This is a genomic window from Methylobacterium sp. A49B, assembly GCF_053346215.1.
The window spans coordinates 140,821-162,750 of record NZ_JBKFBO010000147.1 but is presented as its reverse complement, the minus strand read 5'-3'; the positions used below and the strand labels follow the sequence as shown (position 1 = coordinate 162,750).

Below are 21,930 nucleotides of genomic sequence, written 5' to 3'. Positions count from 1 at the left end.
CGCCGCGCACGCCGCCGACCTGCCGGTCAAGAAGGCGGTTCCGATCGAGTACGTCCGCGTCTGCTCCGCCTACGGCGCCGGCTTCTTCTATATTCCCGGCACCGACACCTGCCTGCGTCTCTCGGGCCGCGCCCGGTTCGAGGGCGGCTACCAGGCCAGCTACACGCGCCAGAATGGCAACGGCGGCGATACGTCAGGCTATCAGGGCCGGCTGCGCATCAACCTCGATGCCCGTACCCAGACCGCCTACGGCACGTTGCGCGCCTTCGTGCGCCTCGATGCCGGTGCCCGCACCGGCTACGCCCTCGTCGGCACCTCCGGCACGCAGCAGCGCATCGGCCAGGCCTTCCCGGGCCTGGGCGTCGACAGCTTCGGCCGCGACCAGCAATTTTCGAACGTCGACAAGGCGTTCATTCAGTTCGCGGGCCTGACCGCCGGTCGCGCGTCCTCGTTCTTCGACTTCTACGCTCACGACTTTGAGCTGGGCGGCTCGACGCTGGGCTCCGACAACGCGTCGACCAACCTGCTCGCCTACACAGCCACCATCGGCAACGGCGTGTCCGCGACGCTCTCAGTCGAAGACCCGGTCTTCCGCCGCACTCCGATCTTCTCGCCGACGGTCAACCCGGCGGGAGTCACGGTGAACACCAACCTCGCGAACTTCGCCCAATCGAACTCGCCGGTGCCGGTCTTCATCGGCTACACCAACGGCGTCCCGTCGCGGTACAGCTTCATCGACGCGATCCAGCGGGAGCGCCTGCCGGACTTCGTCGGAGCCTTGCGCGTCGATCAGGCCTGGGGCTCGGCCCAGATCTCGGCCGCCTCGCACGAGCTGAATGTCGGCAATGTCGCCAACGGCGCCGGCTCCGGAACCGGATCGAATGTCAGCATCCCGCACACCAACAGCCTGCTCGGCTGGGCGGTGCAGGGCGGCCTGAAGGTCAACACGCCCTTCATCGCGCCCGGCGACGCCCTCTACCTGCAGGGTGCATACGGCGAGGGCGCGCAGCTCTACACCGGCTACTCCGCCTACACCGGCTCGTACACGCAGAGCACCGCGACCATCCAGGGCCAGAAGTTCGCCCAGTATTTCGCAGATGCGACGATCAACCCGATCACCGGCCAGCTGCAGACCTCGCAGAGCTTCACCGCGACCGCGGCGTACCTGCACTACTGGTCACCGGAATGGCGCTCGGCCTTCTTCGGCTCCTACGGCGAGCAGAGCTTCGCGCAGGGTGCGCGCCGGGCCCAGGGCGCGATCTTCAATCTCGTGAACCCGAACGGTACCAACACCTTCGGCGCCAACGCCGTGGGCGTTCCGGGCACGCGCTTCTACCAGTTGAGCCAAGCCCTTCGCGACACCTACCAGTTCGTGGCGGGCGGCAGCGTGATCTGGTCGCCGGTCAAGGACCTCGATATCGGCGTGGAGGCCTTCTACACGCAGATCGGCCTGAAGAGCGGCCGGGCGATCGATACCGACAAGAGCCCGACCGCCTATTCCAACGTTGCCGGCATCAACAATGGGACCTTCGTGCCGCGCACCGCGACGCAGGACTCGGCCTCGATGGTCCGCGTCCGTGTCCAGCGCGATTTCTGATTGAGGATGTCGGTGCGGGGATCCTGATCTCCGCGCCGGCTCCCGTGCAGCCGCCTCTGCACCGAGGCGGCTTTCCTGGCCTGGCTTCGCGCCGGGCCCATTTTTTCGTGCGCGATCGGGCGAAAGGCTTCGATTCGACGTCGGCGGGCGCGCTCCGGAAGCCTGCCGGATCGTCTTCGCTGCGTTTGCGTGCGCAGGGGTAGACGGAGCTGGACCTCAAGACCAGCCTTCGCCAACCAGGGCGGCCAGGACCGGCCTTGTGGCAATCGTGAGGAGTATCAGACGTCCTTAATCCCGGCGCGCGCGACAGGTCGCGCGCTTTGTTCCAGAACGCGTTGCCGCCCCCCGGCGGCGCTGATACGCCGAATGTCACTTTATTGCCGCCGGTGATGCTGACCTCGACGGGTCGCGAGCGCGATGGCGTTCCGGATCGTGACGTGGTCGGCGCACGGTGTGGGGATGTTCGGGGGAACGCCATGACCAGCACTGCCACAACACGCTCTGCACCACCACCGGTCGAGAGTCGGGCGGCAGAGGCGGGCGCGGCGCGGTTCTGGCCCGATCGCTGGTGGCGCCTGGTCGATGCAAAAATCGGCATCATACCGCTCCCGGTCTACCTCATCCTGGCGATCCTGATCGGCGTGCTGGTCCAGGAGGGCGAGATCAAGCCTGACGGACCGACCATGATCGCCGTGCTGGTGATGGGCGGCTTCACCTGCGCGGAGATCGGCAAGCGGATCCCGGTCCTGAAGAACATCGGCGCCGGCGCGATCTTCGCGACCTTCATCCCGTCGGCGCTCGTCTACTACGCCCTGGTGCCGCCGCAGATGGTCAAGGCCATCACAGATTTCACCAAGTTCACCAACTTCCTCTACATCTACATCGCGACCATCATCGTCGGCTCGATCCTCGGCATGGATCGCGACGTCCTGATCAAGGGCTTCCTGAAGATCTTCGCGCCGCTCGCGGTCGGCTCGGTGGCGGCCGCCCTCGTCGGCACGCTGGTCGGCACCCTGCTGGGCCTCGGACCCTACAAGACGTTCTTCTTCATCGTCGTGCCGATCATGGCGGGCGGTGTCGGCGAGGGCGCGATCCCGCTCTCCATCGGATACGCGGCGATCCTCGGGATGCAACAGGGCGTGGTCTTCGCGCAGGTGCTGCCGCCCGTGATGCTGGGATCGCTGACCGCGATCATCCTGTCCGGCACGCTCAACTACGTGGGCAAGCAATATCCCCACCTCACCGGTGAGGGGCGCCTGCAGCCCGATTCCGAAGGCATCAAGTCGAGCGATGCCCAGGCCAAATCCGAGGCGGCGCGGGGCCAGATCGACCCCGCCACGATCGGTGCAGCGGGGCTGACGGCCATCACCCTCTATCTGCTGGGCGTCATGGCCCACCACATGGTCGGCCTGCCGGCGCCGGTGGCGATGCTGTTCCTGGCGGTGTTCGCCAAGCTCGCCAGCGCGGTGTCGCCCCATCTCCAGGCCGGCGGCTTCGTGGTCTACAAGTTCGTTCAGGTCTCGATGACTTACCCGCTGCTCTTCGCCATCGGCGTGGCGCTCACGCCCTGGAACGAGTTGATGGCGGCGTTCACCCTGGTGAACCTGATCACGATCGTGTCGACGGTGGTGACGCTGATGGTAACGGGCTTCTTCGTCGGCCGCTGGCTCGGGATGTACCCGATCGAGACCGCCATCGTGAACGCCTGCCACAGCGGGCAGGGCGGCACCGGCGACGTGGCGATCCTCACGGCGGCGAACCGCATGGCGCTGATGCCGTTCGCGCAGATCGCGACCCGCATCGGCGGTGCGCTCACCGTGACCGGCACGATCATCGCCATGAAGTGGATCGGTGCCTGAGCGGCACCCAGGGAGCGTTGCAACATGGCCGGTGATCCAGGTGCCGTCGAGGCGACCCTCAAGTCCAGGATCGGGGCGATCCTCCGCTCGACGAGCGGCAACTTCCTGGAGATGTTCGACTTCTTCCTGTTCGGCTTCTACGCCACCTACATCTCGCGGGCCTTCTTCCCCGCGGGCAACGAGACCACCGAGCTGCTCCTGACCTTCGGCACGTTCTGGCTCGGCGCGCTGATGCGCCCCCTCGGGGCAATCGTGCTCGGCGCCTATATCGACCGGATCGGACGCCGGAAGGGCCTGATCGTCACGCTGGCGATCATGGCGAGCGGCACCGTGCTCATCGCCTTCTGCCCGAGCTACGGCACCATCGGCGTCGCGGCCCCGCTGATCGTGCTGGCGGGGCGCCTGCTGCAGGGCTTCTCCGCCGGCGTCGAGATCGGTGGCGTCTCGATCTATCTGTTCGAGATCGCCACGCCGCAGCGGCGGGGCTTCTACACCTCGTTCCAGTCGGCCAGTCAGCAGGTGGCGATCATGTTCGCCGCGCTGATCGGCTACGGGCTGAACGCCTTCCTGAGCAAGCAGCAGATCGGTGATTTCGGCTGGCGGATCCCGTTCTTCATCGGCTGCCTGATCGTGCCGTTCATCTTCTTCATCCGGCGCTCGCTGCAGGAAACGTCGGCCTTCGCCAAGCGGACCCGGCATCCCTCGACCCGTGAGATCCTGGCGACGGTCGCGGCCAACTGGCGGATCGTGCTGCTCGGGATGATGCTGACGACGATGACCACGGTGACCTTCTACATGATCACCGTCTACACCCCGACCTTCGGCAAGAACGTCCTCAAGCTCACCGAGACCGACAGCCTGATCGTGACGTTGTGCGTCGCGATCACCAACTTCATCTGGCTGCCGGTCGGCGGGGCGATCTCGGACGCGATCGGCCGCAAGCCGGTGCTGCTGACGATCTCGACCCTTTCGCTGCTGACGACCTATCCGGCCCTGCACTGGCTCGTGGCCGACCCGACCTTCGGCAAGATGCTCGCCGTCGAATTGTGGTTCTCGTTCTTCTTCGGGGTCTACAACGGCGCGATGGTGGTCTCGCTGTCCGAGGTGGTGCCGGCCCACGTCCGGGCAAGCGGCTTCTCCCTGGCCTACAGCCTCGCCACCGCCCTGTTCGGCACCGCGACCCCGATGGTCTCGACCTACCTGATCGACCAGACCGGCGACCGGGCGGCACCGAGCTACTGGCTGATGGCGGCCGCCGCCTGCGGCATCATCGCGACCCTGGCCCTGTTCCGGGGGCGCCCGGGCATCGAGCGCGTCCCCGCCCACGCCTGACGCACCGCTCAGCTCTCTTGCCAGATCCGGATCCGGGCCTTGAAGGCGGCCCGGATATGTGCCCGGGCCGCGGCTTCGGCGCCGTCCCCGTCGTGGGCGCGGATCGCCGCCACGATGGCGGCGTGTTCAGCGAGCGATTCCGCGGCCCGCTCGGGGGCGGCCAGGGTGGTGGCGCCGGGCAGCAGCACCAGCGACAGGCGCATCGTCTCCAGCGTGCCCTGCAGGAAGCGGTTGCGCGCCGCCCCGTGGATCTGGCGGTGGAACAGCCGATTGGTCCGCGCCAACGCCGGCGCGTCGCCGAGCAGCCCTCGGTCCCGGACGACCATCTCCTCCAGAATCTCGGTTTCGACCGCGCTGGCGTGAATTGCCGCGAGGCGTGCTGCCGTTCCCTCCAGCACCTCGCGCAGGTCGTAGAGCTCGCTGACCTGCCCGTAGTCGAGCTGTGCGACGCTGGCGCCCCGGTGCGGCTCGTGGGCGACGAGGCCCTGCGCCTCCAGACGTCCCAGCGCCTCGCGCACCGGCGTGCGGCTGATCTGGAACCGCTCCGCAAGTTCGGCCTCGCGCAGGCGGCTGCCGGGGACGAGTTCACCCTCTTCGATCGCCCGCAGCAGACGCTCGTAGGCACCGGCTCCGCTGGAGCGCTCCGCTTCGACCGCCTTCATGACCGCCTCTCCTCGGCTTGGCCATAGCGTGAAAGCGTCCGCTCCGAAACGCGCCCATGATGGTTGCGATAGATTGCATGCAGTCGTATACAATAATCTTTCATGGAGCGAGGAGATGGCGATGCAGCGGGCTGGCGGTGATCGTTGGGATGTCGTCGTGGTCGGATCGGGCAACGCCGCCATGAGCGCTGGTCTCGCCGCTCTGGAGCGCGGCGCCTCGGTGCTGATGCTTGAGAAGGCCGAGCAGGATCTCGCCGGCGGCAACACGGCCTACACCGCCGGTGCCATGCGGTTCGTCTACGCGGGCAACGATGACCTGGTCCCGCTGCTGGTCGACCCCGAGGATCCGCGCCTGCCGCGCACGGATTTCGGCGCCTACACGGCGCAGACGTTCGAGCAGGATCTCCTCGGCTTCAATGACGGGCGGCCGCTGTCGCGCGAGCAGCGCATCCTGATCGACGAGAGCGGTGCGGCCCTGCGCTGGCTCGCCACACAGGGGGTGAAGTTCGAGCCGATCTACTCCCGTCAGTCCTTCGAGAAGGACGGACGCTTCGTCTTCTGGGGCGGCCTGACGCTGGCCACCCACGACGAGGGCTTCGGCCTCGCCCGGGCGGAACTGGAGGCCTTTACCAAGGCCGGCGGCGAGATCCGCTACGGCTGCCCCGCAAAGGGGCTCATCGTCGAGGACGGGCGGGTCGTCGGCGTGGAGACGCCGCAGGGAGCGTTTCACGCCAAGTCGGTGGTGCTCGCCTGCGGCGGCTTCGAGTCGAACGCCGCCCTGCGGACGCGCTTCATCGGCGAAGGCTGGGACAAGGCCCGGGTCCGCGGCACGCCGCACAACCAGGGCGACGGGTTGGAAATGGCCCTGGCGCTGGGCGCGAAGGCCCACGGCTTTTACGGCGGCTGCCACGCGACGCCGATGGACCTCCACACCCCCGACTACGGCAATCTCGAATTGCCGCACGGTGAGCGCAAGCACTACCGGAAGATCTGCTACTTCCTGGGACTGATGCTGAACGCGAACGGCGAGCGGTTCGTCGACGAGGGCAAGAATTTTCGCAACTACACCTATGCCCAGTTCGGCCGCGCCATCATGGAACAGCCGGGACACATCGCCTGGCAGATCTTCGACGCCAAGGTCGATCACCTGCTCTACAGCGAGTACCGGTTCCACGACGCCCACTTCGTCGAGGCCGACACCCTGGACGGGCTGCTCGACAAGCTCGACGGCATTGACCGGGCGGCGGCGAAGCGCACCATCGCGGACTTCAACGCCGCCGTGGACGAGGCGGTGCCGTTCGACCCGACCGTGAAGGACGGGCGCGGCACCAAGGGGCTCGCCCTGCCGAAATCGAATTGGGCGCAGAAGATCGAGACGGGCCCGTTCAAGGCCTACCCGGTCACCGGCGGGATCACCTTCACGTATGGCGGCGTCGAAGTCGGCGACGATGGCGGCGTGAAGCGCGAGGACGGCAGCACGATCCCCGGCCTGTACGCCTGCGGCGAGATGGTGGGCGGTGTATTCTTCAATGGCTATCCGGGGGGCTCGGGGCTCACGTCCGGCGTCGTTTTCGGCCGGCGGGCCGGTTACGGCGCCGCGACGGGATCCAGGAGCTGAGAGCGCCGCGGTAACGCGCCGCGCGCGCCCGCCGGAAGAGGCGGGAGGGCGCGTGGCAGAGCCTTGCGGATCCGCACCAACCCATCGCCCCCTGTCCGCGGCCGCGTGCCGGGCGTAGAACCCCCGTCATGCCCGCCCGACAGGCCGTCTTCACCATCACCCGCGGCGTCCCGTTCCTGCCGACTCTGGCCGAGGCGCTGCTCTCCGGTCGGCTCGTCGGGCCGGTGACGGACGATCCGCTGGCACTCGCCGCGGTCACGATCTACCTGCCCACCCGCCGCGCAGCCCGGGCGCTCGCCGCGATCCTCGCCGAGCGCCTCGGCCGGGATGCACCCGGTCAGGCCACCCTGCTGCCCCGGATGATACCCCTCGGTGAGGCCGACGAGGCGGAACTGGACCTTGCCGCCGAGCCCCTGCTGGAGGCCAACGCCGATCCCTTGAACACTCCGATGCCGCCGCTGGAGCGCCGGCTGATCCTCGCCCGCCTCGTCCAGGCCTGGGCCAAGACCGTGGATCGCACCCTGCTGCCGCTGGACGCCGAAGTGCCGTTCCTCGTCCCGTCTTCCCCCGCCGACGCGGTCGGGCTCGCCGCGGACCTCGAACGGCTGATGGACGCCCTCACTGTCGAGGGCCTGCCCTGGTCGGAGATCGGCGCCGCCGTCGAGGCGGAGTATTCGCGCTATTTCGGCCTGACGCTCGACTTCGTGAAGATCGCCGCCGAGAACTGGCCGAAACTCCTGGCCGAGCGGGGTCTCGCCGATCCCGTGGCCCGCGCCCGGGGCTTGATCCTTGCCGAGGAGCGGCGGCTGTCGCGCGGTGTCGTCTCCGATCCGGTGATCGTCGCCGGCTCGCTCGGATCGGTCCCCGCGACGGCCCGCCTGATCGCCGCCGTCGCGAGGCTGCCGCGGGGCGCGGTGGTGCTGCCCGGGCTCGACCTCGATCTCGATGCCGCAGGCTGGGACGGCATCGATACCGGCGAGGGTTTCTCCCGGGTCATCGCCCACGGTCATCCGCAGGCGGTGCTGCACCGGCTCCTCGGAGCGGAAAACCTCGGCCTCGACCGCGCGGAGATCGTCCCGCTCGGCGCGCCCGATCCTGGTCAGGCGGCGCGGGCTGCCCTGCTGTCCCAGGCCCTTAGGCCGGCCGACACCACCGACGCCTGGGCCGCCCTGGAGGCGGAAGCGCGCGACGCGGTAGCCCGGCTCGGCCTCGACGGTCTGGCGCTCGCGGAGGCCGCCGACGAGCGGGAAGAGGCCCTGGTCGCAGCCGTGGCGCTCCGCGAGACGCTCCAGAGGCCCGGGGCCACCGCCGCCCTGGTCACACCGGACCGGGGGCTCGCCGGCCGGGTGGCGGTCGAGCTGCTGCGCTGGGGCATCGTGGCGGAGGACTCGGCGGGACTGGCCCTCGCCGGTAGTCCCGCCGGACGACTCGCCCGGCTCACGGCCGAACTCGCAGCCGATATCGCCCGGGATCAAGCGGACGCGATCCCCGCGCGGCTGATCGCGCTGCTGTCGCATCCGATGGTCCTCCTCGGAATGAAGCGGGCCGACGTGGTCCGGGGCGCCGCAGCCCTCGAGATCGGATTGCTGCGCGGTCCGGTTCCGGCCCCGGGTTTCGACGGTCTGCGCACCGCATTGGCCGCGGAGAGGGCCGGGCCCCCGGAGCATCGGCCACGGGCCAAGAGACGCCTGAAGGACATCGATTGGGAGCTGGCCGCCGATCTGCTCGTCCGGCTGGATCTGGTCTTCCGGGATTTTCCGGGGCCGGATGGAGCCGGCGATTGCGATCTCGTCACGACGGCTACCCGCCACCGGGAGGCCTTCGACCGGCTGATCGCCGGCCCGGAGGATGTGCCGGAGGATGAGCCAGAGGTGGAACCGGACGGTTCGCTGTCCTGCCTCGATGCCCTGTTCGACGACTTGGAGATGGCCGAGCCCGGCCTGATGCCCGGCCGGTTCGACGATTACGCCACCTTCTTCACCGCGCTCGCCCGCGAGCGCACCGTCGCCTGCGCCGGAGAGACGCCGCATCCACGGCTTCGCATCCTCGGCCTGCTGGAGGCGCGGCTGCTCTCGGTCGACCGGGTGGTGCTCGGCGGCCTCGACGAGGGCGTCTGGCCGGTGCGCACGCTGACCGACTCGTTCCTGAACCGGCCCATGCGCGAGCGCGTCGGCCTGAATCCGCCTGAGCGGCGGATCGGGCAGATGGCGCACGACTTCGTGCAGGCGCTCGGCTGCCGGGATGCAATCATCACCCGGGCCCTCAAGCGCGAGGGCGCGCCCACGGTGCCGTCGCGCCTGATCCAGCGCCTGCGCGCGCTCTCGGGTGACGCTCGCTGGGACGCGGTCCTGACGGCCGGCCGCCGCTTCACCGCCCTCGCAGCCCGGCTGGACGCCGCCCCTCCCGAGCCGCGGCTGAAGCGCCCGGCGCCGAAGCCCGATCCGGCCCTGTTCCCGCGCTCCCTCAGCGTCACCGAGATCGAGACGCTGGTGCGCGACCCCTACAGCATCTTCGCCCGCCACGTCCTCGGGCTCGATCCCCTGGAACCGCTGGCGGCGGCGCCGGGCGTCGCCACCCGTGGCTCCCTGGTGCACGACGTCTTCGCGGCATTCGCCGCCCGCCATTCGACGGACCTGCCGCCGGACTCGGCGGAGCGGCTGCTGAACCTCGCGGTCAACGCCTTCGGCGACATCGAGGCGGAGTACCCCAACCTCTACGCCGAGTGGTGGCCGCGCTACGAGCGCATGGCTTCGGCCTATCTCGACTGGGAGGCGCAGCGCCGGCCCGGCCTGACCGGGGTCTTCCCGGAGGTGTCCGGGCGCTGGGTGATCCCGATGGGGCGCGAGGCCTTCACGCTCCGCGCCCGGGCCGACCGGATCGAGCTGCGGCCGGACGGTACCGCCTGCATCGTCGACTACAAGACCGGGACGCCGCCCTCCGGGAAGATGATCTTCTCCGGATTCTCGCCGCAGCTCACCCTGGAGGCGGCGATGCTGATGCACGGCGCCTTCGCGGGTCTGCCGGCCGTTCCGACGACGCCGGACCTGCTCTACGTTCACGCCTCGGGCGGGCGGAAGCCCTTCGTCCCGATCCCGGTGAAGCCGCCCCGGGGCGAGGAGCGCGGCGTGGAGGCGATCGTGGCCGAGCACGCCGCGCGGCTGCGGGAACTGGTAGCCCGGTTCATGACCGGCGAGGCGGCCTACACGGCGCGGCCCTACCCGCAATATGCCAGCCAGTACGGTGCCTACGACCACCTGGCCCGGGTGCTCGAATGGTCGCTCGGTGGCGAGGAGGGCGGGGAGTGACCCCACCCCGTCGCTTCAGAGGGATCCCACCCGCACCTCAGGATGAGGGCGCGGATGGGAGGCGCGTCCCCGAGCCTCAGAAGAACGCCTGCAGCCCCGTCTGCGCCCGGCCGAGGATCAGGGCGTGGACGTCGTGGGTGCCCTCGTAGGTGTTCACCGTCTCGAGGTTCTGGGCGTGGCGCATCACGTGGTACTCGCCCATGATGCCGTTGCCGCCATGCATGTCCCGGGCGGTGCGGGCGATGTCGAGCGCCTTGCCGCAATTGTTGCGCTTGACCAGCGAGATCATCTCGGGCGCCATCTTGTTCTCGTCCATCAGCCGCCCGACCCGCAGCGAGGCCTGGAGGCCCAGCGCGATCTCGGTCTGCATGTCGGCGAGCTTCTTCTGGACGAGCTGGGTCTGCGCCAGCGGCCGGCCGAACTGCTTGCGCTCCAGGGTGTAGTTGCGGGCGCGGTGCCAGCAATCCTCGGCGGCGCCCATCGCGCCCCAGGAGATGCCGTAGCGGGCCCGGTTGAGGCAGCCGAACGGACCTTTCAGTCCGGAGACGTTCGGCAGCAGCGCGTCCTCGCCGACCTCGACGCCCTCCATGACGATCTCGCCGGTCGTGGAGGCGCGCAAGCTGAGCTTGCCCTTGAGGGTCGGCGCTGACAGCCCCTTCATGCCCTTCTCCAGCACGAAGCCGCGGATCGCACCCTCGTGGGCCTCGGACTTCGCCCAGACCACGAACACGTCCGCGAAGGGGGCGTTGGAGATCCACATCTTGGCGCCCGAGATCCGGTAGCCGCCGTCGACCTTCTCGGCCTTGGTCTTCATGCCGGCCGGATCCGAGCCGGCGTCGGGCTCGGTGAGGCCGAAGCAGCCGATCCACTCGCCCGAGGCGAGCTTCGGCAGGAACTTCTGCCGCTGCTCCTCCGAGCCGTAGGCGTGGATCGGATACATGACGAGGGAGGACTGCACGCTCATCATCGAGCGATAGCCCGAATCCACCGCCTCGACCGCCCGCGCCACCAGCCCGTAGGCGACGTAGGAGGCGCCCGCGCAGCCGTACTCCTCCGGCAGGGTCACACCGAGGAGGCCGAGCTCGCCCATCTTCCGGAACAGGCCCGGATCGGTCTTCTCGGTGGCGTAGGCCTCGACGATCCCGGGCAGGAGCTGCTCCTGTGCGAAGCTCTGGGCCACGTCGCGGATCGCCCGCTCGTCCTCGGTGAGCTGGTCCTCCAGCAGGAAAGGATCATCCCAGACGAAGCGCGGCGAGGCCGGGGCCGACGGGGAGGCACTGCCCGGGGGGCGCATCGGAGCGTTCATGGGGATTCCTCGCGAAGGATGCGGCGGACCTCGGGGACCCGCGCTTGGGCACACCCTAGTCCCGCGAGAGCCGTCGTCCAACGCGCACGGTGACGCCGGAGCCCCGCCGTCACGCCCGGCCGAGCAGCGTGAGCCACGCTACGGTGGTGAGCGGCGCCAGCAGGGTCGAGACCAGCACGGAGGCCGCCACCATCCCGGTCTCGGTCCGGTAGCGCGCCGCCAGAAGGTAGGCGTTGATCCCGACCGGCATCGCGGCGAACAGGGTTGCGACGCCCGCATAGGCCGGCGGCATCGCGAAGACGTGGAAGGCCAGCACCCACACCGCCAGCGGATGCAGGAGGTTCTTCAGGAGCGCGATCACCACGGCACCCTTGAGGTCGAACAGCACCCGGTAGCGCTTCAGCCCGGCGCCGAGCGCCACCAGCGCGCAGGTCGAGGCGGTGCCGGCGAAGGCGTCGATCAGCGCCTTCGCGATGCCGATGGGCGCGAGGCCGAGGGCCTTCATGGCCATGCCGATCAGCAGCGCCACGAAGATCGGATTGCGCAGCAGCACCAGGGCAAGGCCCCGGATCCGCGCCAGCACGGGCAGGCCCGAATCGGACTCGATCAGGAAGGTGGCGCTGCCCATCATCAGCGGCAGGTGGACGGCCAGCAGCATGAACAACGGGAAGGCCCCGTCCTCGCCGTAAGCCTGGAGGATCATCGGCACGCCGACGAACACGGTGTTCGACTGGCTCGCCGCGAAGCCGTGGAGGATCGCACCCCGTCGCTCGATTCCGGCGCGTCGCCGGGCGATCAGGGTGCCGACGAGCCACGAGATGCCGGCGCCGCCGAAATACGCGACCCAGTAGGACCACGCGACGGTTCCGCTCATCCCGGGCTTCGTCAGCGTCGCGATGATCAGCGCCGGCACGGCGACCGCGAAGACGTATTCCGAGAGGCCGTCGCTCACCTTCTCGGAAAGCAGGCCCGCGAGGGCGGCCGCCCAGCCGATCAGGACGATCCCGAAGATCGGGGCGATGATGGCGAGGGCGTTCACGGATCAGGGCGGCGTGCGGGGACGGGTCGCCCGCCCATAGCACGCCGCCGCTTTCTCAAGCGTCGGCGCCGGGGGAATGGGTCGCCAGCGCCGGCCGCGTCACATCATTTGCTCTCCAGCACCTTCATCGGGTCCGTGCGCTGGCTCGCGGGCGGCTCCTTGGTCAGGTTGGCGGCACCCTCCCGCTGCGCCTTGACGTCCCGCGGCGAGCCCGGACCGCCCACGGCCTGGCCGCCCTCGTTGCTCTGGGTCGGGACCGTGCCGGAAGCGAGTTCGAGGCACGTGACCATCTCGACGTAGGACGGGTAGCCGCCCGCCTTGAACTGGTTCTCGCACTGCCGCTTGGCGGCGGAACTGTAGGTGCCCCACTGGCGCTCGGCCTCCTTCTTCGCTTCCCGCTCCGAGCGGAGGCAGCCGTCGTAGTTGGCTTGGTCGCTGATGGACGTGTTGGTGACCTGTGCCGATTTGCAGGTCTTCTCGACGTCGAGGTTCGGCACCGTGTCGGCCCATGCTGGGGCAGCGATCAGGATGGCGGTGATTGCAAACGGGAGGGGTCTCATGGCGTTCAAGGCTCACAGTCGAGAGGCGCCCGCAGAAGGCATCCCGGTCTGAACGCGCCAGCGCCCGTTTCGGCACCCGCCTGGCCAACGGCCGATCCATCACGGTGCCCGTCCCGGGCCTCGCTGCAGTCTGGCGGATCTGGCTGACGGGGCCGAAATCCATTCCGGCTGTCAAGTTTCAACAGGGCTCTAAAAGCGCGATTTCGAAATCTTCGTGATACAATGAGCTAATATATCCGATTAAAATGAAGTATAAATCCGCCGTGATTGCGTGAAATATTTCGCAGGCCGTGATGCGACACATCCGTAGTGCCGAAATGATGAACCGATTATGTTGCGGATCGCGCTGTGGGATGGGGTAATGTCACCTTCCGCCGCTTGGGGTCGGAAAGTGATCATGGCCGTGTTCAATACAATCAAGAGTCGTCTTGTCATTCTGCTGGCTCTGCTCGGGACTCTGTTGCTGGCGTCCGACCTGATCGGCCAATGGGCCCTGTCGCGCAGCAACCGCAGCCTCCAGGCCGTTTACGCGGATCGGGTCGTCCCGCTGGGCCAGTTCCTGGCAATCCGCGACGCCTACGACACGATCGTCGACGCCTCGCGGACCGTGCGCGAGGCCGCTGCCGACCCAGCTGACGCGACAAGGCTGATCGAAGCGGGTCTCGCCAGCATCAAGCAGCAATGGGCCACCTATCTGACGAGCCATCTGACTCCAGAGGAGAAGGGGCTGGCGGCCGCCATGGAGGCGCAGATCGGCCGGAACGCCGTCATCGTCGCCGACATTCTCGAGCGTCTGCGCACCCGCAATCTCGACGGCTACGCCGCCGCCCACCTCGCGCTCAACCACATGATGGCCCCGACCGCCGCCGCGCTGGTGCAACTGCGGTCACTGCAGCTCCGGGAAACGCAGATCGAGTACGAGCAGGCCCAGGCCAGCGCTTCCCTGGCCAGGCTGGTCCTGATCATCCTTCTGGCGGCAGCGTGCCTGGCCATCCTGTTCGGCCTGCATGCCGTCCTAGCGCGGGTGACCCGGCCGCTCGATCGCGCCACGGTGCTGATGGGCCGGCTGGCCTCCGGGGATCTGAGCGTGACCGTCACCGGCGTCGAGCGGCGGGACGAGATCGGCGCGATGATCCGCGCCGTGCAGGTGTTCAAGGATGCGATGATCGCCAAGCGCGCGGCCGACGAGGCGGCCGCAGTCGAGAACGCGGCCAAGATGCACCGGGCCGCGCGGCTCGATGCGGTGACGCTGCGCTTCGAGGCGACCATCTCGGCCATGACACGGAGCTTGGCCGACGCCGCCTCCGAGATGGAGACGACCGCTGAGGCGATGGCCGGCATTGCCGGCGCGGCGACGCAGCAGGCCGCCACGGTGGCAGGCGCCGCCGTGCAGACGTCCGGCAACGTGCAGACCGTCGCGTCCGCGACCGAGGAGATGGCGACCTCCGTGCAGGAGATCGTGGAGCAGGTGACCCGGTCGGCGGAGATCGCCGACCGGGCGGTCGAGCGCGCGACGCGCACCGGGATCACGGTCCGTCACTTGGCCACCACGGCCGAACGCATCGCCGCCTTTGTCGACGTCATCGCCGGCATCGCGCGCCAGACCAATCTGCTGGCGCTCAACGCCACGATCGAGGCCGCGCGGGCCGGACAGCACGGCAAGGGCTTCGCGGTGGTGGCCGACGAGGTCAAGGCGCTGGCCGAGCAGGCCGAGAGGGCCACAGGCGAGATCGGCGCGCGTATCGGCGAGATCCAGGCCGCCACCGACGAGGCGGTCGGCGATATCGAGGGGATCGGCCGGATCATCGGCGAGATGTCGAGCTACGCGACCGCCATCGCCGCCGCGATGGACGAACAGGGTGCGGCCACCCGCGAAATCACCCGCAACGTGCAGGAGGCGGCCCGCGGGACCGAGCAGGTGACGCGGAGCATCGCGGGCGTGAGCGACGGCGCGAGCCGGGCCGGCGCGGCGGCCGCCCAAGTCCTCCACGCGGCCCAGGGCCTGTCCCGCCACGCGGCGACCCTGACGCAGGAGGTCGGCGTGTTTCTGGGCGACGTCACGGCGGCCTGACCGGACCGGCCGGGAGACGGCTGCATCGACAGGGCGGAGAGAAGAATCAGGAGGCATCCCGCGGATGGGTCGCACGGACCCGGCGGCGGCGTTGTGTCCAGGCGCCCCGGCGTCGCCGGATCCCGGGCTCGTTGCGCGGCACCGGATCGACGTCGTCGCCCGCCGAGGCGCGTCGGGCGCCCCGTGACGTCCGTTCAGGGGGCCGAATGCGCGCCGCGCAGGGCGCAATCGAGATCGTCGTGCAGATCGTCGATGTCCTCGATGCCGGCGGACAGCCGCAGCAGGTCCGGCGGGCAGGGACTGCCCGGACCTTCCACCGAAGCGCGGTGCTCGATCAGGCTCTCGACGCCGCCGAGGGAGGTCGCCCGCTTCCACAGCCGCACCCGCGCCGCCGTGTCGACAGCGCCGGCCTCGCCGCCCGCGACCCGGATCGACAGCATGAAGCCGAACCCGTCCCGCATCTGGCGGCGGGCCACCGCGTGCCCGGGATCGTCCGGAAGCCCCGGGTAGAGAACGCGGGTCACGTGCGGGTGTCCGCTCAGGCGCTCGGCGAGCCGCTGGGCGCCCGCCGCCTGCGCTGCCGCGCGCAGGTGCAGGGTGCGGAGCGACCGCATCAACAGGTAGGCCTCGAACGGACCCAGGATGCCGCCGCTGCCGGCCCGGATCCCGCGGACCCGCTCCCAGAACGCGTCCGCCCGTGCGCCCGCCAGCACGCCCGCCACCACGTCGGAATGACCGTTCAGGATCTTGGTGGCCGAGTGCATCACGATGTCGGCGCCGAGTTCGAGGGGGCGCGTATGCACCGGCGACGCGGCGGTGGAGTCGACCGCGAGCCGCGCGCCCGCCGCGTGGGCGATCTCAGCCGCAGCGGCGATGTCGGTGATCGTCCAGAGCGGATTGCCGGGGGTCTCGATCCACACGAGCTTGGTCCGGCCGGGCTGCATCGCGGCGCGCAGGGCGCCGAGATCGTCCGTCTCCACGACGGTGAGGGTCAGCCCGCGCCGAGGCGCCTCCTCGCGCAGCCAGCGCTTCAGCGCCCAGTACATGACCGTGCCGGCGACCACGTGGTCGCCGGGCTCCAGGGCGCCGAACACCGCGGTCGCTGCCGCCATCCCGGACCCGAACAGCAGGGCGCCCGCCTCCGCGCCCTCGAGCATCGCCAGGACGGATTCGGCTTCCCGCACCGTGGCATTGTCGGGCCGCGCGTAGCTGTAGCCCGAACTGTAGCCGTTGTTGGGATCTCGAAGGAAGGTGGTGGAGACGTGGAGCGGCATCACCACCGCCCGGGTCACGGGCTCGATCCGGCCCATCGCCTGCGCGGCGAGGCTGCGGCGCGTCAGATGCGGCGCCGCCTCGACTCGGGTATCCGACGGCCCCTGCGGCGCGTTAGGCTGTGACATCTGGCGAATCTCGGCGGATGGAGACGGGCGCGTGCCACGGCGCGTGGGCCCCGACAAGCCACGACCCCACCCAACCCGCGTCTCGGGGAGACGGACGACCATGACCGCCGCGACACAAGTCCCCGGACGATCGCCCATGCCGCGCTGGCTGCGGCTCGCCGCCGCGATCCTGCCGGTGGCGGCCACCGCGGCCGTCGGATCTGTGGCGACGCAGGCCGAGATCCCGGGCTGGTACGCAGGGCTGAACAAACCGGTGTTCAACCCGCCGAACTGGGTTTTCCCCGTCGCGTGGACGATCCTCTACACGATGATCGCGGTCGCGCTCTGGCGGCTGCTCGGCGCCATGCCGCGGACCGGGCCGAGCCGCGAAGGCTGGTGGCTCGCGCTGGCCGCTTTCCTGGTGCAACTCGCCCTGAACGCCGCCTGGACGCCCGTCTTCTTCACCGCCCACGCGATCGGCGCCGGGCTGATCGTGGTGGCGATGCTGCTGGTGATGGTCCTCTGGACGATCCGGCTGACATGGCGGTTCGACCGGGTCGCCGGCTGGCTTCTCGTTCCCTACGCGGCCTGGGTGGCCTTCGCGACGCTCCTCAACGCGGCGATCCTGCGGATGAATTGAGCTGGGAACCGCCCCTCAGGTACGCGCGGACGCGAGTCGCCGCCGGCAGGCGGCGCCGTCCGCGAGCACGCGGGCTGCGCGCGGCCACGCCCCCTGGAGGCGTCGGCCTCCTGGCGCGCCGGCGTCAGGCGTCGTCGTCGGGCTTCTCCTCGCCCGCGGGCTTGCCGTCATCGCGGGCGCGGTGCAGCAGGAAGATCGCGAAGACCATCGTGAGGATCAGACCCGCCAGCACGCCGAGCTCGATCATCGACGCCTGGAAGAGGGCCTGCTTCTCGGGCGACCAGTCCTTGGCGTGCATGATCTCCGAGGATTGCAGCGTGATCACCAGCACCCGCCGGATCGAGGCGATCAGCCCGACGATGAGGAACGGCTCGCAGGTCAGCGTTCCCGACCGCATCGAGACCCTGACCGTATGCAGGATCTCGATCAGCATCAGCAGGAACAGCAGCCGGTCGATCACCTCCAGGATCTGCTGCGCGCCGCCGAGCGCCTTCATCGCCTCCCAAGTCATGCCGGCGGCTTCGATCAGCGCCACGAGGGCTGTCAGCGCCAGCAGGATGCCGAGCGCCGCGTAGATCGCGTGCTCGGTGTGCAGGAAGATCGCGCTGGCGATCTTCGTCAGGCGACCCTGGTCTTCTGAGTGTTCCGACATCATTCCCCCCTGGAATGTGCCGAAACGATCAGCTTCCGATCCGCGCGTCCAGTCCGGCGACGCGCAGCTTCAAGGGATCGGGATCGGGGGTGGCGTTACGTCGCTCCCGGCGGCTGAGGCCGCTCAGTGGAAGAACGGCAGCGCGTGCGGCGCGAGGTAGCCGAAGCCGAGGAGCGCCGCCCCGGCCAGCCCCAGGAAGCCACCGGCGAAGACCAGCAGGCTGATGCCGGTGATCACCTCGGCCGAAGCCAAGACGATGCCGATCTGGAAGGCCGCCGAGGCCAGCTCGTAATGGTGGTAGCGCAGCAGCGCGAGGTCGCGCCGGCCCTCCGAGACCCGGGCCTTCTCGGACAGTTCCTTGCGACCCTCGCCGGTGGAGGGCTCGGAATCCCATCGCGCCAGGGTCTTGGCCCATTCGGCGCGCTTGGCCGCGATCGCATCCTGGTTCGGACCCGGCGGCAGCAGCGCCAACGCCTCGTCGGCGGTCTTGAGGACCGTCGAGCGGATCGTGCGGGCCTGAAAATAGGCCCACTGGTTCGCGGCCTCGACGTTGGCGCCGATCGAATCCGTCTGGGATGCCTTGCCCAGCGTCTCGCTGAAGGCGAGGAACAGCGCCAGCACCGAGATCAGGAGCGCCACGCGCTTGTTGGACCCCTCGACCGCCCCGTGACCACCCGACATCGTTCCGCGCGTCTCCGTTGATTCGACGGGGCTCAGTCACAGCCCATCGTGCCGCGCCGCGCAATGCGCGCCGCCGATTTGGTCCTACTCCGCGGCGACCCGCGGCGGCGCCGGACGGCCGTCATTGGCCGGATGCCCCGAATCGAAGGCGGGCGCATCCTCCGGATCGTCGCGCTCGCCCACGAAGCGGCCGAACAGGCGCTTCAGCAGACGCGACAGGTCGTCCATCAGCACGAAGATCGCCGGCACGAAGACCAGGGACAGCACGGTCGACACGATCAGCCCGCCGATCACCGCCACCGCCATGGGTGAGCGGAACTCGCCGCCGATCCCGAAGGCCATCGCGGAGGGGACCATGCCGGCTGCCATGGCGATGGTGGTCATCACGATCGGCCGGGCGCGCTTGCGGCCCGCATCGACGATGGCGACGGTCCGGTCGACGCCCGCGTGGATCTGCTCCACGGCGAAATCCACCAGCATGATGGCGTTCTTGGTCACGACGCCCATCAGCATCAGGATGCCGATCACCACCGGCATCGAGATCGGCATGTGGCAGATCAGGAGCGCCAGGATCGCGCCGCCAATGGAGAGCGGCAGCGAGAACAGGATGGTCAGCGGCTGCAGGAAGTTGCCGAACAGCAGGATCAGCACGCCGAAGACCATCATCAGGCCGGCGCCCATGGCCAGTGCGAAGCCCTCGAACACCTCGCCCATCACCTCGGCATCACCGGTCTGGCTGATCGTGACGCCCGGCGGCAGGTTCTTCGCCGTCGGCAGGTTCATGACCTTGGAGATCAGCTCGGCCAGGGCGTCGGTGCCCTGCATGTCGCCCTCGAGGGCGACGCGCACGGCCCGGTCGTAGCGGTCGATGCCGGTCGGCCCCTGACCCAGGCTGATATCGGCCACGGTCGCGAGGGGCACGGCCGTGCCGCCCTTCACCGGCACCTTCAGGGTCTCGAGGTCGGAGAGCCGCCCGCGCAGACTCTCGGGGAGCTGCACGCGGATCGGGATCTGCCGGTCGGTGGCGTTGAACTTGGCGAGGTTCATGCCGATGTCGCCGATCGTCCCGACCCGCACGGTCTCGGCGATCGTGTCGGTCGAGACGCCGAGATCGGCCGCCACCCCGGGCTTCGGCCGGATCCGGACTTCGGTCCGGTCCAGCGGCGCCGTCGACATGACGTTGACGAGGTGCGGGACCTGCTGCGCCTCGCGCTGGAGCTTGGCGGCGACCTCGGCCACCACGGCCTTGTCGGGGCCGGCGATGATGAGGGCGAGGTCGCGCTGCCCGCCCTCGCGGAGCGCCCAGAAACGCAGGTCCGGCTCCTCCCTGAGGATCGCCGCCACCTCGGCGTCGACCTGCTTCTGGGTGCGGTGGCGGGTGTTCTTCGGGGTGAGATTGATGGTGAGGCTCGCGAGCCGCACCTCCTTCTTGGCCGGAAGCTGACGGCCGCCGTCCACGAACACGCTCTTCACCTCGGGCAGCGCGCGGATCTTGTCGACGATCCGGTCCGAGACCTGGACGGTGTCCGGCAGGCGGGCGCCGGGCGGCAGCTCGACCACGAACAGGGTGCGGGCCTGGTCCTCGGCCGGCAGGAAGCCCGCGGGCAGCAGGCCCGTCGAGGCGATGGAGGCGGCGAAGCACGCGATGCCGAGCACCAGCGTGATGAACTTGTGCCGGACCGACCACGCCACGAGGCGGGTGTAGCCGCGCATCACGACGCCGTCGCGCTCGTGGTCCGGACCGTGGTCGCGCAGGAAGTAGGCAGCGAGCAGCGGCGTGATCAGCCGCGCGACGAGCAGCGACATGAACACCGCCGCCGCGATGGTCAGGCCGAACTGCTTGAAGTACTGGCCGGCGATGCCGCCCATGAAGGAGACCGGCGAGAAGATCGCGATGATCGTCGCCGTGATGGCGATGACCGCGAGCCCGATCTCGTCGGCGGCTTCGAGGGACGCGCGATAGGGCGACTTCCCCATGCGCATGTGGCGGACGATGTTCTCGATCTCCACGATCGCGTCGTCCACCAGGATGCCGGTGACGAGCGTGATCGCCAGCAGGCTCACGGCGTTCAGCGAGAATCCGAGCGCGCTCATCACCCAGAAGGTCGGCAGCACCGAGAGGGGCAGGGCCACCGCGGCGATCAGCGTCGCGCGCCAGTCGCGCAGGAACAGCAGCACCACGACGACCGCCAGGGCGGCGCCCTCGATCAGGCCCATCATGGCCGAGTGATAATTGCCGATGGTGTTGTCGACGCTGGTATCGATCAGGTCGAAGCGCACGTCGGGATTGGCCGCGTGCAGGGCCGCGATCTTCTTGGCGACGCCCATCGACACGTCGGCGTCGCTGGCGCCGCTGGCGCGGGAGATCGCGAAGGCGACCACCGGCTCGCCGTTGAAGCGCGCGAAGGTGCGGGGCTCCTCGGCGGTGTCGGCGAGGGTCGCGAGTTCGTCGAGCCGGACCTTGCGGTTGCCCGGCACCACGATGGAGGTCTTGGCCAGCGTCTCGAGGCTCGCCGAGGCGGCGAGCGCCCGGATCGACTGTTCCTGGCCGCCGACCTCGGCGCGGCCGCCGGCCATGTCGGCGGAGGTCAGGCGGAGCTGCCGGTTCACGTCCGCGGCGGTGATGCCCAGCGCCAGCAGCCGGTCGGGCTTCAGGGTGACGCGGATCTCCCGGGCGACGCCGCCGAGGCGCTCGACGCCGCCGACCCCCTTCACGCTCTGCAGGCCGCGGGCGACCACGTCGTCCACGAACCACGACAGGTCCTCGGGCGTCATGGCGGGCGCGGAGGCGCCGTAGATCATGATCGGCAGGCCGGCGATCTCCACGCGGGAGACGATCGGCTCGTCGATCGTGCGCGGCAGGTTCTGGCGGATCTTGGCGATGGCGTCCTTGACGTCGTTGGTCGCCCGATCCTGGTTCACCTCCAGGCGGAACTCGATCGTGGTGGTGGAGGTGCCCTCGGTGATGGTCGAGAGGATGTGCTTGACGCCCTTCACGCCGGCGACCGAATCCTCAACCCACTTGGTAACTTGGGTCTGGAGCTCGGCCGGCGCGGCGCCGGACTGGGTGATCGTCACGGAGACGATCGGGATGTCGATGTTGGGAAACCGCGTGATCGGCAGGGCGCGGAAGCTCACGAGCCCCAGGATCATCAGGACGAGGAACAGCACCACCGAGGGCAGGGGCTTCCGGATCGCCCAGGCGGAGACGTTGAGGCGCATGGCTCGG

The 21,930-nt window shown here is 69.4% G+C and carries 15 protein-coding genes; 7 read left to right on the top strand and 8 right to left on the bottom strand.

Features of this window, described 5'->3' with window-relative positions:
- The 3 genes from ACLBX9_RS30840 to tcuC all read left to right on the top strand — a co-directional run.
- On the top strand, window positions 1-1,597 hold a 1,597-nt coding region (locus ACLBX9_RS30840; RefSeq protein WP_447721584.1), incomplete at its 5' end, for a porin.
- A 476-nt stretch (window positions 1,598-2,073) separates the two neighbouring features.
- Window positions 2,074-3,456 carry a 2-hydroxycarboxylate transporter family protein gene (locus tag ACLBX9_RS30835; RefSeq protein WP_447721583.1) on the top strand — a complete coding sequence of 461 codons (1,383 nt, stop codon included), beginning with the start codon at window positions 2,074-2,076 and terminating at the stop codon, window positions 3,454-3,456.
- 24 nt (window positions 3,457-3,480) lie between these two features.
- Window positions 3,481-4,788 carry a tricarballylate/proton symporter TcuC gene (gene tcuC, locus ACLBX9_RS30830; protein ID WP_447721582.1) on the top strand — a complete coding sequence of 436 codons (1,308 nt, stop codon included), beginning with the start codon at window positions 3,481-3,483 and terminating at the stop codon, window positions 4,786-4,788.
- 8 nt (window positions 4,789-4,796) lie between these two features.
- Here the strand turns inward: tcuC and ACLBX9_RS30825 are convergent, their stop codons facing one another.
- A complete protein-coding gene (locus ACLBX9_RS30825; protein ID WP_447721581.1) occupies window positions 4,797-5,450 on the bottom strand; it encodes a GntR family transcriptional regulator in 654 nt (217 codons plus the stop codon).
- A 121-nt stretch (window positions 5,451-5,571) separates the two neighbouring features.
- On the opposite strand from ACLBX9_RS30825, the gene tcuA reads away from it, so the two are divergent.
- Together tcuA and addB are read left to right on the top strand one after the other, a co-directional pair.
- A complete protein-coding gene (gene tcuA, locus ACLBX9_RS30820) occupies window positions 5,572-7,068 on the top strand; it encodes an FAD-dependent tricarballylate dehydrogenase TcuA (protein ID WP_447721580.1) in 1,497 nt (498 codons plus the stop codon).
- Between the two features lie 128 nt (window positions 7,069-7,196).
- Complete coding sequence (gene addB, locus ACLBX9_RS30815; protein ID WP_447721579.1) at window positions 7,197-10,373, top strand: double-strand break repair protein AddB; 3,177 nt, start codon at window positions 7,197-7,199, stop codon at window positions 10,371-10,373.
- Window positions 10,374-10,449: 76 nt separating this feature from the next.
- Here addB and ACLBX9_RS30810 read toward each other — a convergent pair whose 3' ends face one another.
- The 3 genes from ACLBX9_RS30810 to ACLBX9_RS30800 form a co-directional block, all read right to left on the bottom strand.
- A complete protein-coding gene (locus ACLBX9_RS30810) occupies window positions 10,450-11,679 on the bottom strand; it encodes an acyl-CoA dehydrogenase (RefSeq protein ID WP_447721578.1) in 1,230 nt (409 codons plus the stop codon).
- A 109-nt stretch (window positions 11,680-11,788) separates the two neighbouring features.
- On the bottom strand, window positions 11,789-12,718 hold the full coding sequence (locus ACLBX9_RS30805; protein WP_010683761.1) for an AEC family transporter: 930 nt from the start codon (window positions 12,716-12,718) through the stop codon (window positions 11,789-11,791).
- A 104-nt stretch (window positions 12,719-12,822) separates the two neighbouring features.
- Entirely contained in the window at window positions 12,823-13,278 is a 456-nt protein-coding gene (locus tag ACLBX9_RS30800) for a hypothetical protein (protein WP_010683762.1), read from the bottom strand.
- A gap of 397 nt (window positions 13,279-13,675) precedes the next feature.
- Between ACLBX9_RS30800 and ACLBX9_RS30795 the strand changes: the two genes are divergently transcribed.
- Window positions 13,676-15,349, top strand: a complete 1,674-nt coding sequence (locus ACLBX9_RS30795; RefSeq protein WP_447721577.1) for a methyl-accepting chemotaxis protein — start codon at window positions 13,676-13,678, stop codon at window positions 15,347-15,349.
- Window positions 15,350-15,543: 194 nt separating this feature from the next.
- Here the strand turns inward: ACLBX9_RS30795 and ACLBX9_RS30790 are convergent, their stop codons facing one another.
- Window positions 15,544-16,749, bottom strand: a complete 1,206-nt coding sequence (locus tag ACLBX9_RS30790) for a trans-sulfuration enzyme family protein (RefSeq protein ID WP_447721576.1) — start codon at window positions 16,747-16,749, stop codon at window positions 15,544-15,546.
- Between the two features lie 100 nt (window positions 16,750-16,849).
- Here ACLBX9_RS30790 and ACLBX9_RS30785 point away from each other — a divergent pair, with 100 nt between their 5' ends.
- Window positions 16,850-17,368 carry a TspO/MBR family protein gene (locus ACLBX9_RS30785; protein WP_010683765.1) on the top strand — a complete coding sequence of 173 codons (519 nt, stop codon included), beginning with the start codon at window positions 16,850-16,852 and terminating at the stop codon, window positions 17,366-17,368.
- Window positions 17,369-17,492: 124 nt separating this feature from the next.
- Here the strand turns inward: ACLBX9_RS30785 and ACLBX9_RS30780 are convergent, their stop codons facing one another.
- From ACLBX9_RS30780 to ACLBX9_RS30770, 3 genes are all read right to left on the bottom strand, one after another.
- Entirely contained in the window at window positions 17,493-18,020 is a 528-nt protein-coding gene (locus tag ACLBX9_RS30780) for a phosphate-starvation-inducible PsiE family protein (RefSeq protein WP_010683766.1), read from the bottom strand.
- Between the two features lie 123 nt (window positions 18,021-18,143).
- Entirely contained in the window at window positions 18,144-18,701 is a 558-nt protein-coding gene (locus ACLBX9_RS30775) for a DUF4337 domain-containing protein (protein WP_010683767.1), read from the bottom strand.
- Between the two features lie 84 nt (window positions 18,702-18,785).
- On the bottom strand, window positions 18,786-21,923 hold the full coding sequence (locus ACLBX9_RS30770) for an efflux RND transporter permease subunit (protein WP_010683768.1): 3,138 nt from the start codon (window positions 21,921-21,923) through the stop codon (window positions 18,786-18,788).
- Between the last annotated feature and the right edge of the window lie 7 nt (window positions 21,924-21,930).

Excerpts from the sequence above, each read along its gene's own strand:
- ACLBX9_RS30800 (WP_010683762.1), bottom strand. The coding sequence starts at position 13,278 with ATGAGACCCCTCCCGTTTGCAATCACCGCCATCCTGATCGCTGCCCCA.
- tcuC (WP_447721582.1), top strand. The coding sequence starts at position 3,481 with ATGGCCGGTGATCCAGGTGCCGTCGAGGCGACCCTCAAGTCCAGGATC.
- ACLBX9_RS30835 (WP_447721583.1), top strand. The coding sequence starts at position 2,074 with ATGACCAGCACTGCCACAACACGCTCTGCACCACCACCGGTCGAGAGT.
- ACLBX9_RS30795 (WP_447721577.1), top strand. The coding sequence starts at position 13,676 with ATGGCCGTGTTCAATACAATCAAGAGTCGTCTTGTCATTCTGCTGGCT.
- ACLBX9_RS30780 (WP_010683766.1), bottom strand. The coding sequence starts at position 18,020 with ATGTCGGAACACTCAGAAGACCAGGGTCGCCTGACGAAGATCGCCAGC.
- ACLBX9_RS30775 (WP_010683767.1), bottom strand. The coding sequence starts at position 18,701 with ATGTCGGGTGGTCACGGGGCGGTCGAGGGGTCCAACAAGCGCGTGGCG.
- ACLBX9_RS30810 (WP_447721578.1), bottom strand. The coding sequence starts at position 11,679 with ATGAACGCTCCGATGCGCCCCCCGGGCAGTGCCTCCCCGTCGGCCCCG.
- addB (WP_447721579.1), top strand. The coding sequence starts at position 7,197 with ATGCCCGCCCGACAGGCCGTCTTCACCATCACCCGCGGCGTCCCGTTC.
- ACLBX9_RS30790 (WP_447721576.1), bottom strand. The coding sequence starts at position 16,749 with ATGTCACAGCCTAACGCGCCGCAGGGGCCGTCGGATACCCGAGTCGAG.
- ACLBX9_RS30825 (WP_447721581.1), bottom strand. The coding sequence starts at position 5,450 with ATGAAGGCGGTCGAAGCGGAGCGCTCCAGCGGAGCCGGTGCCTACGAG.
- ACLBX9_RS30770 (WP_010683768.1), bottom strand. The coding sequence starts at position 21,923 with ATGCGCCTCAACGTCTCCGCCTGGGCGATCCGGAAGCCCCTGCCCTCG.
- ACLBX9_RS30785 (WP_010683765.1), top strand. The coding sequence starts at position 16,850 with ATGACCGCCGCGACACAAGTCCCCGGACGATCGCCCATGCCGCGCTGG.
- tcuA (WP_447721580.1), top strand. The coding sequence starts at position 5,572 with ATGCAGCGGGCTGGCGGTGATCGTTGGGATGTCGTCGTGGTCGGATCG.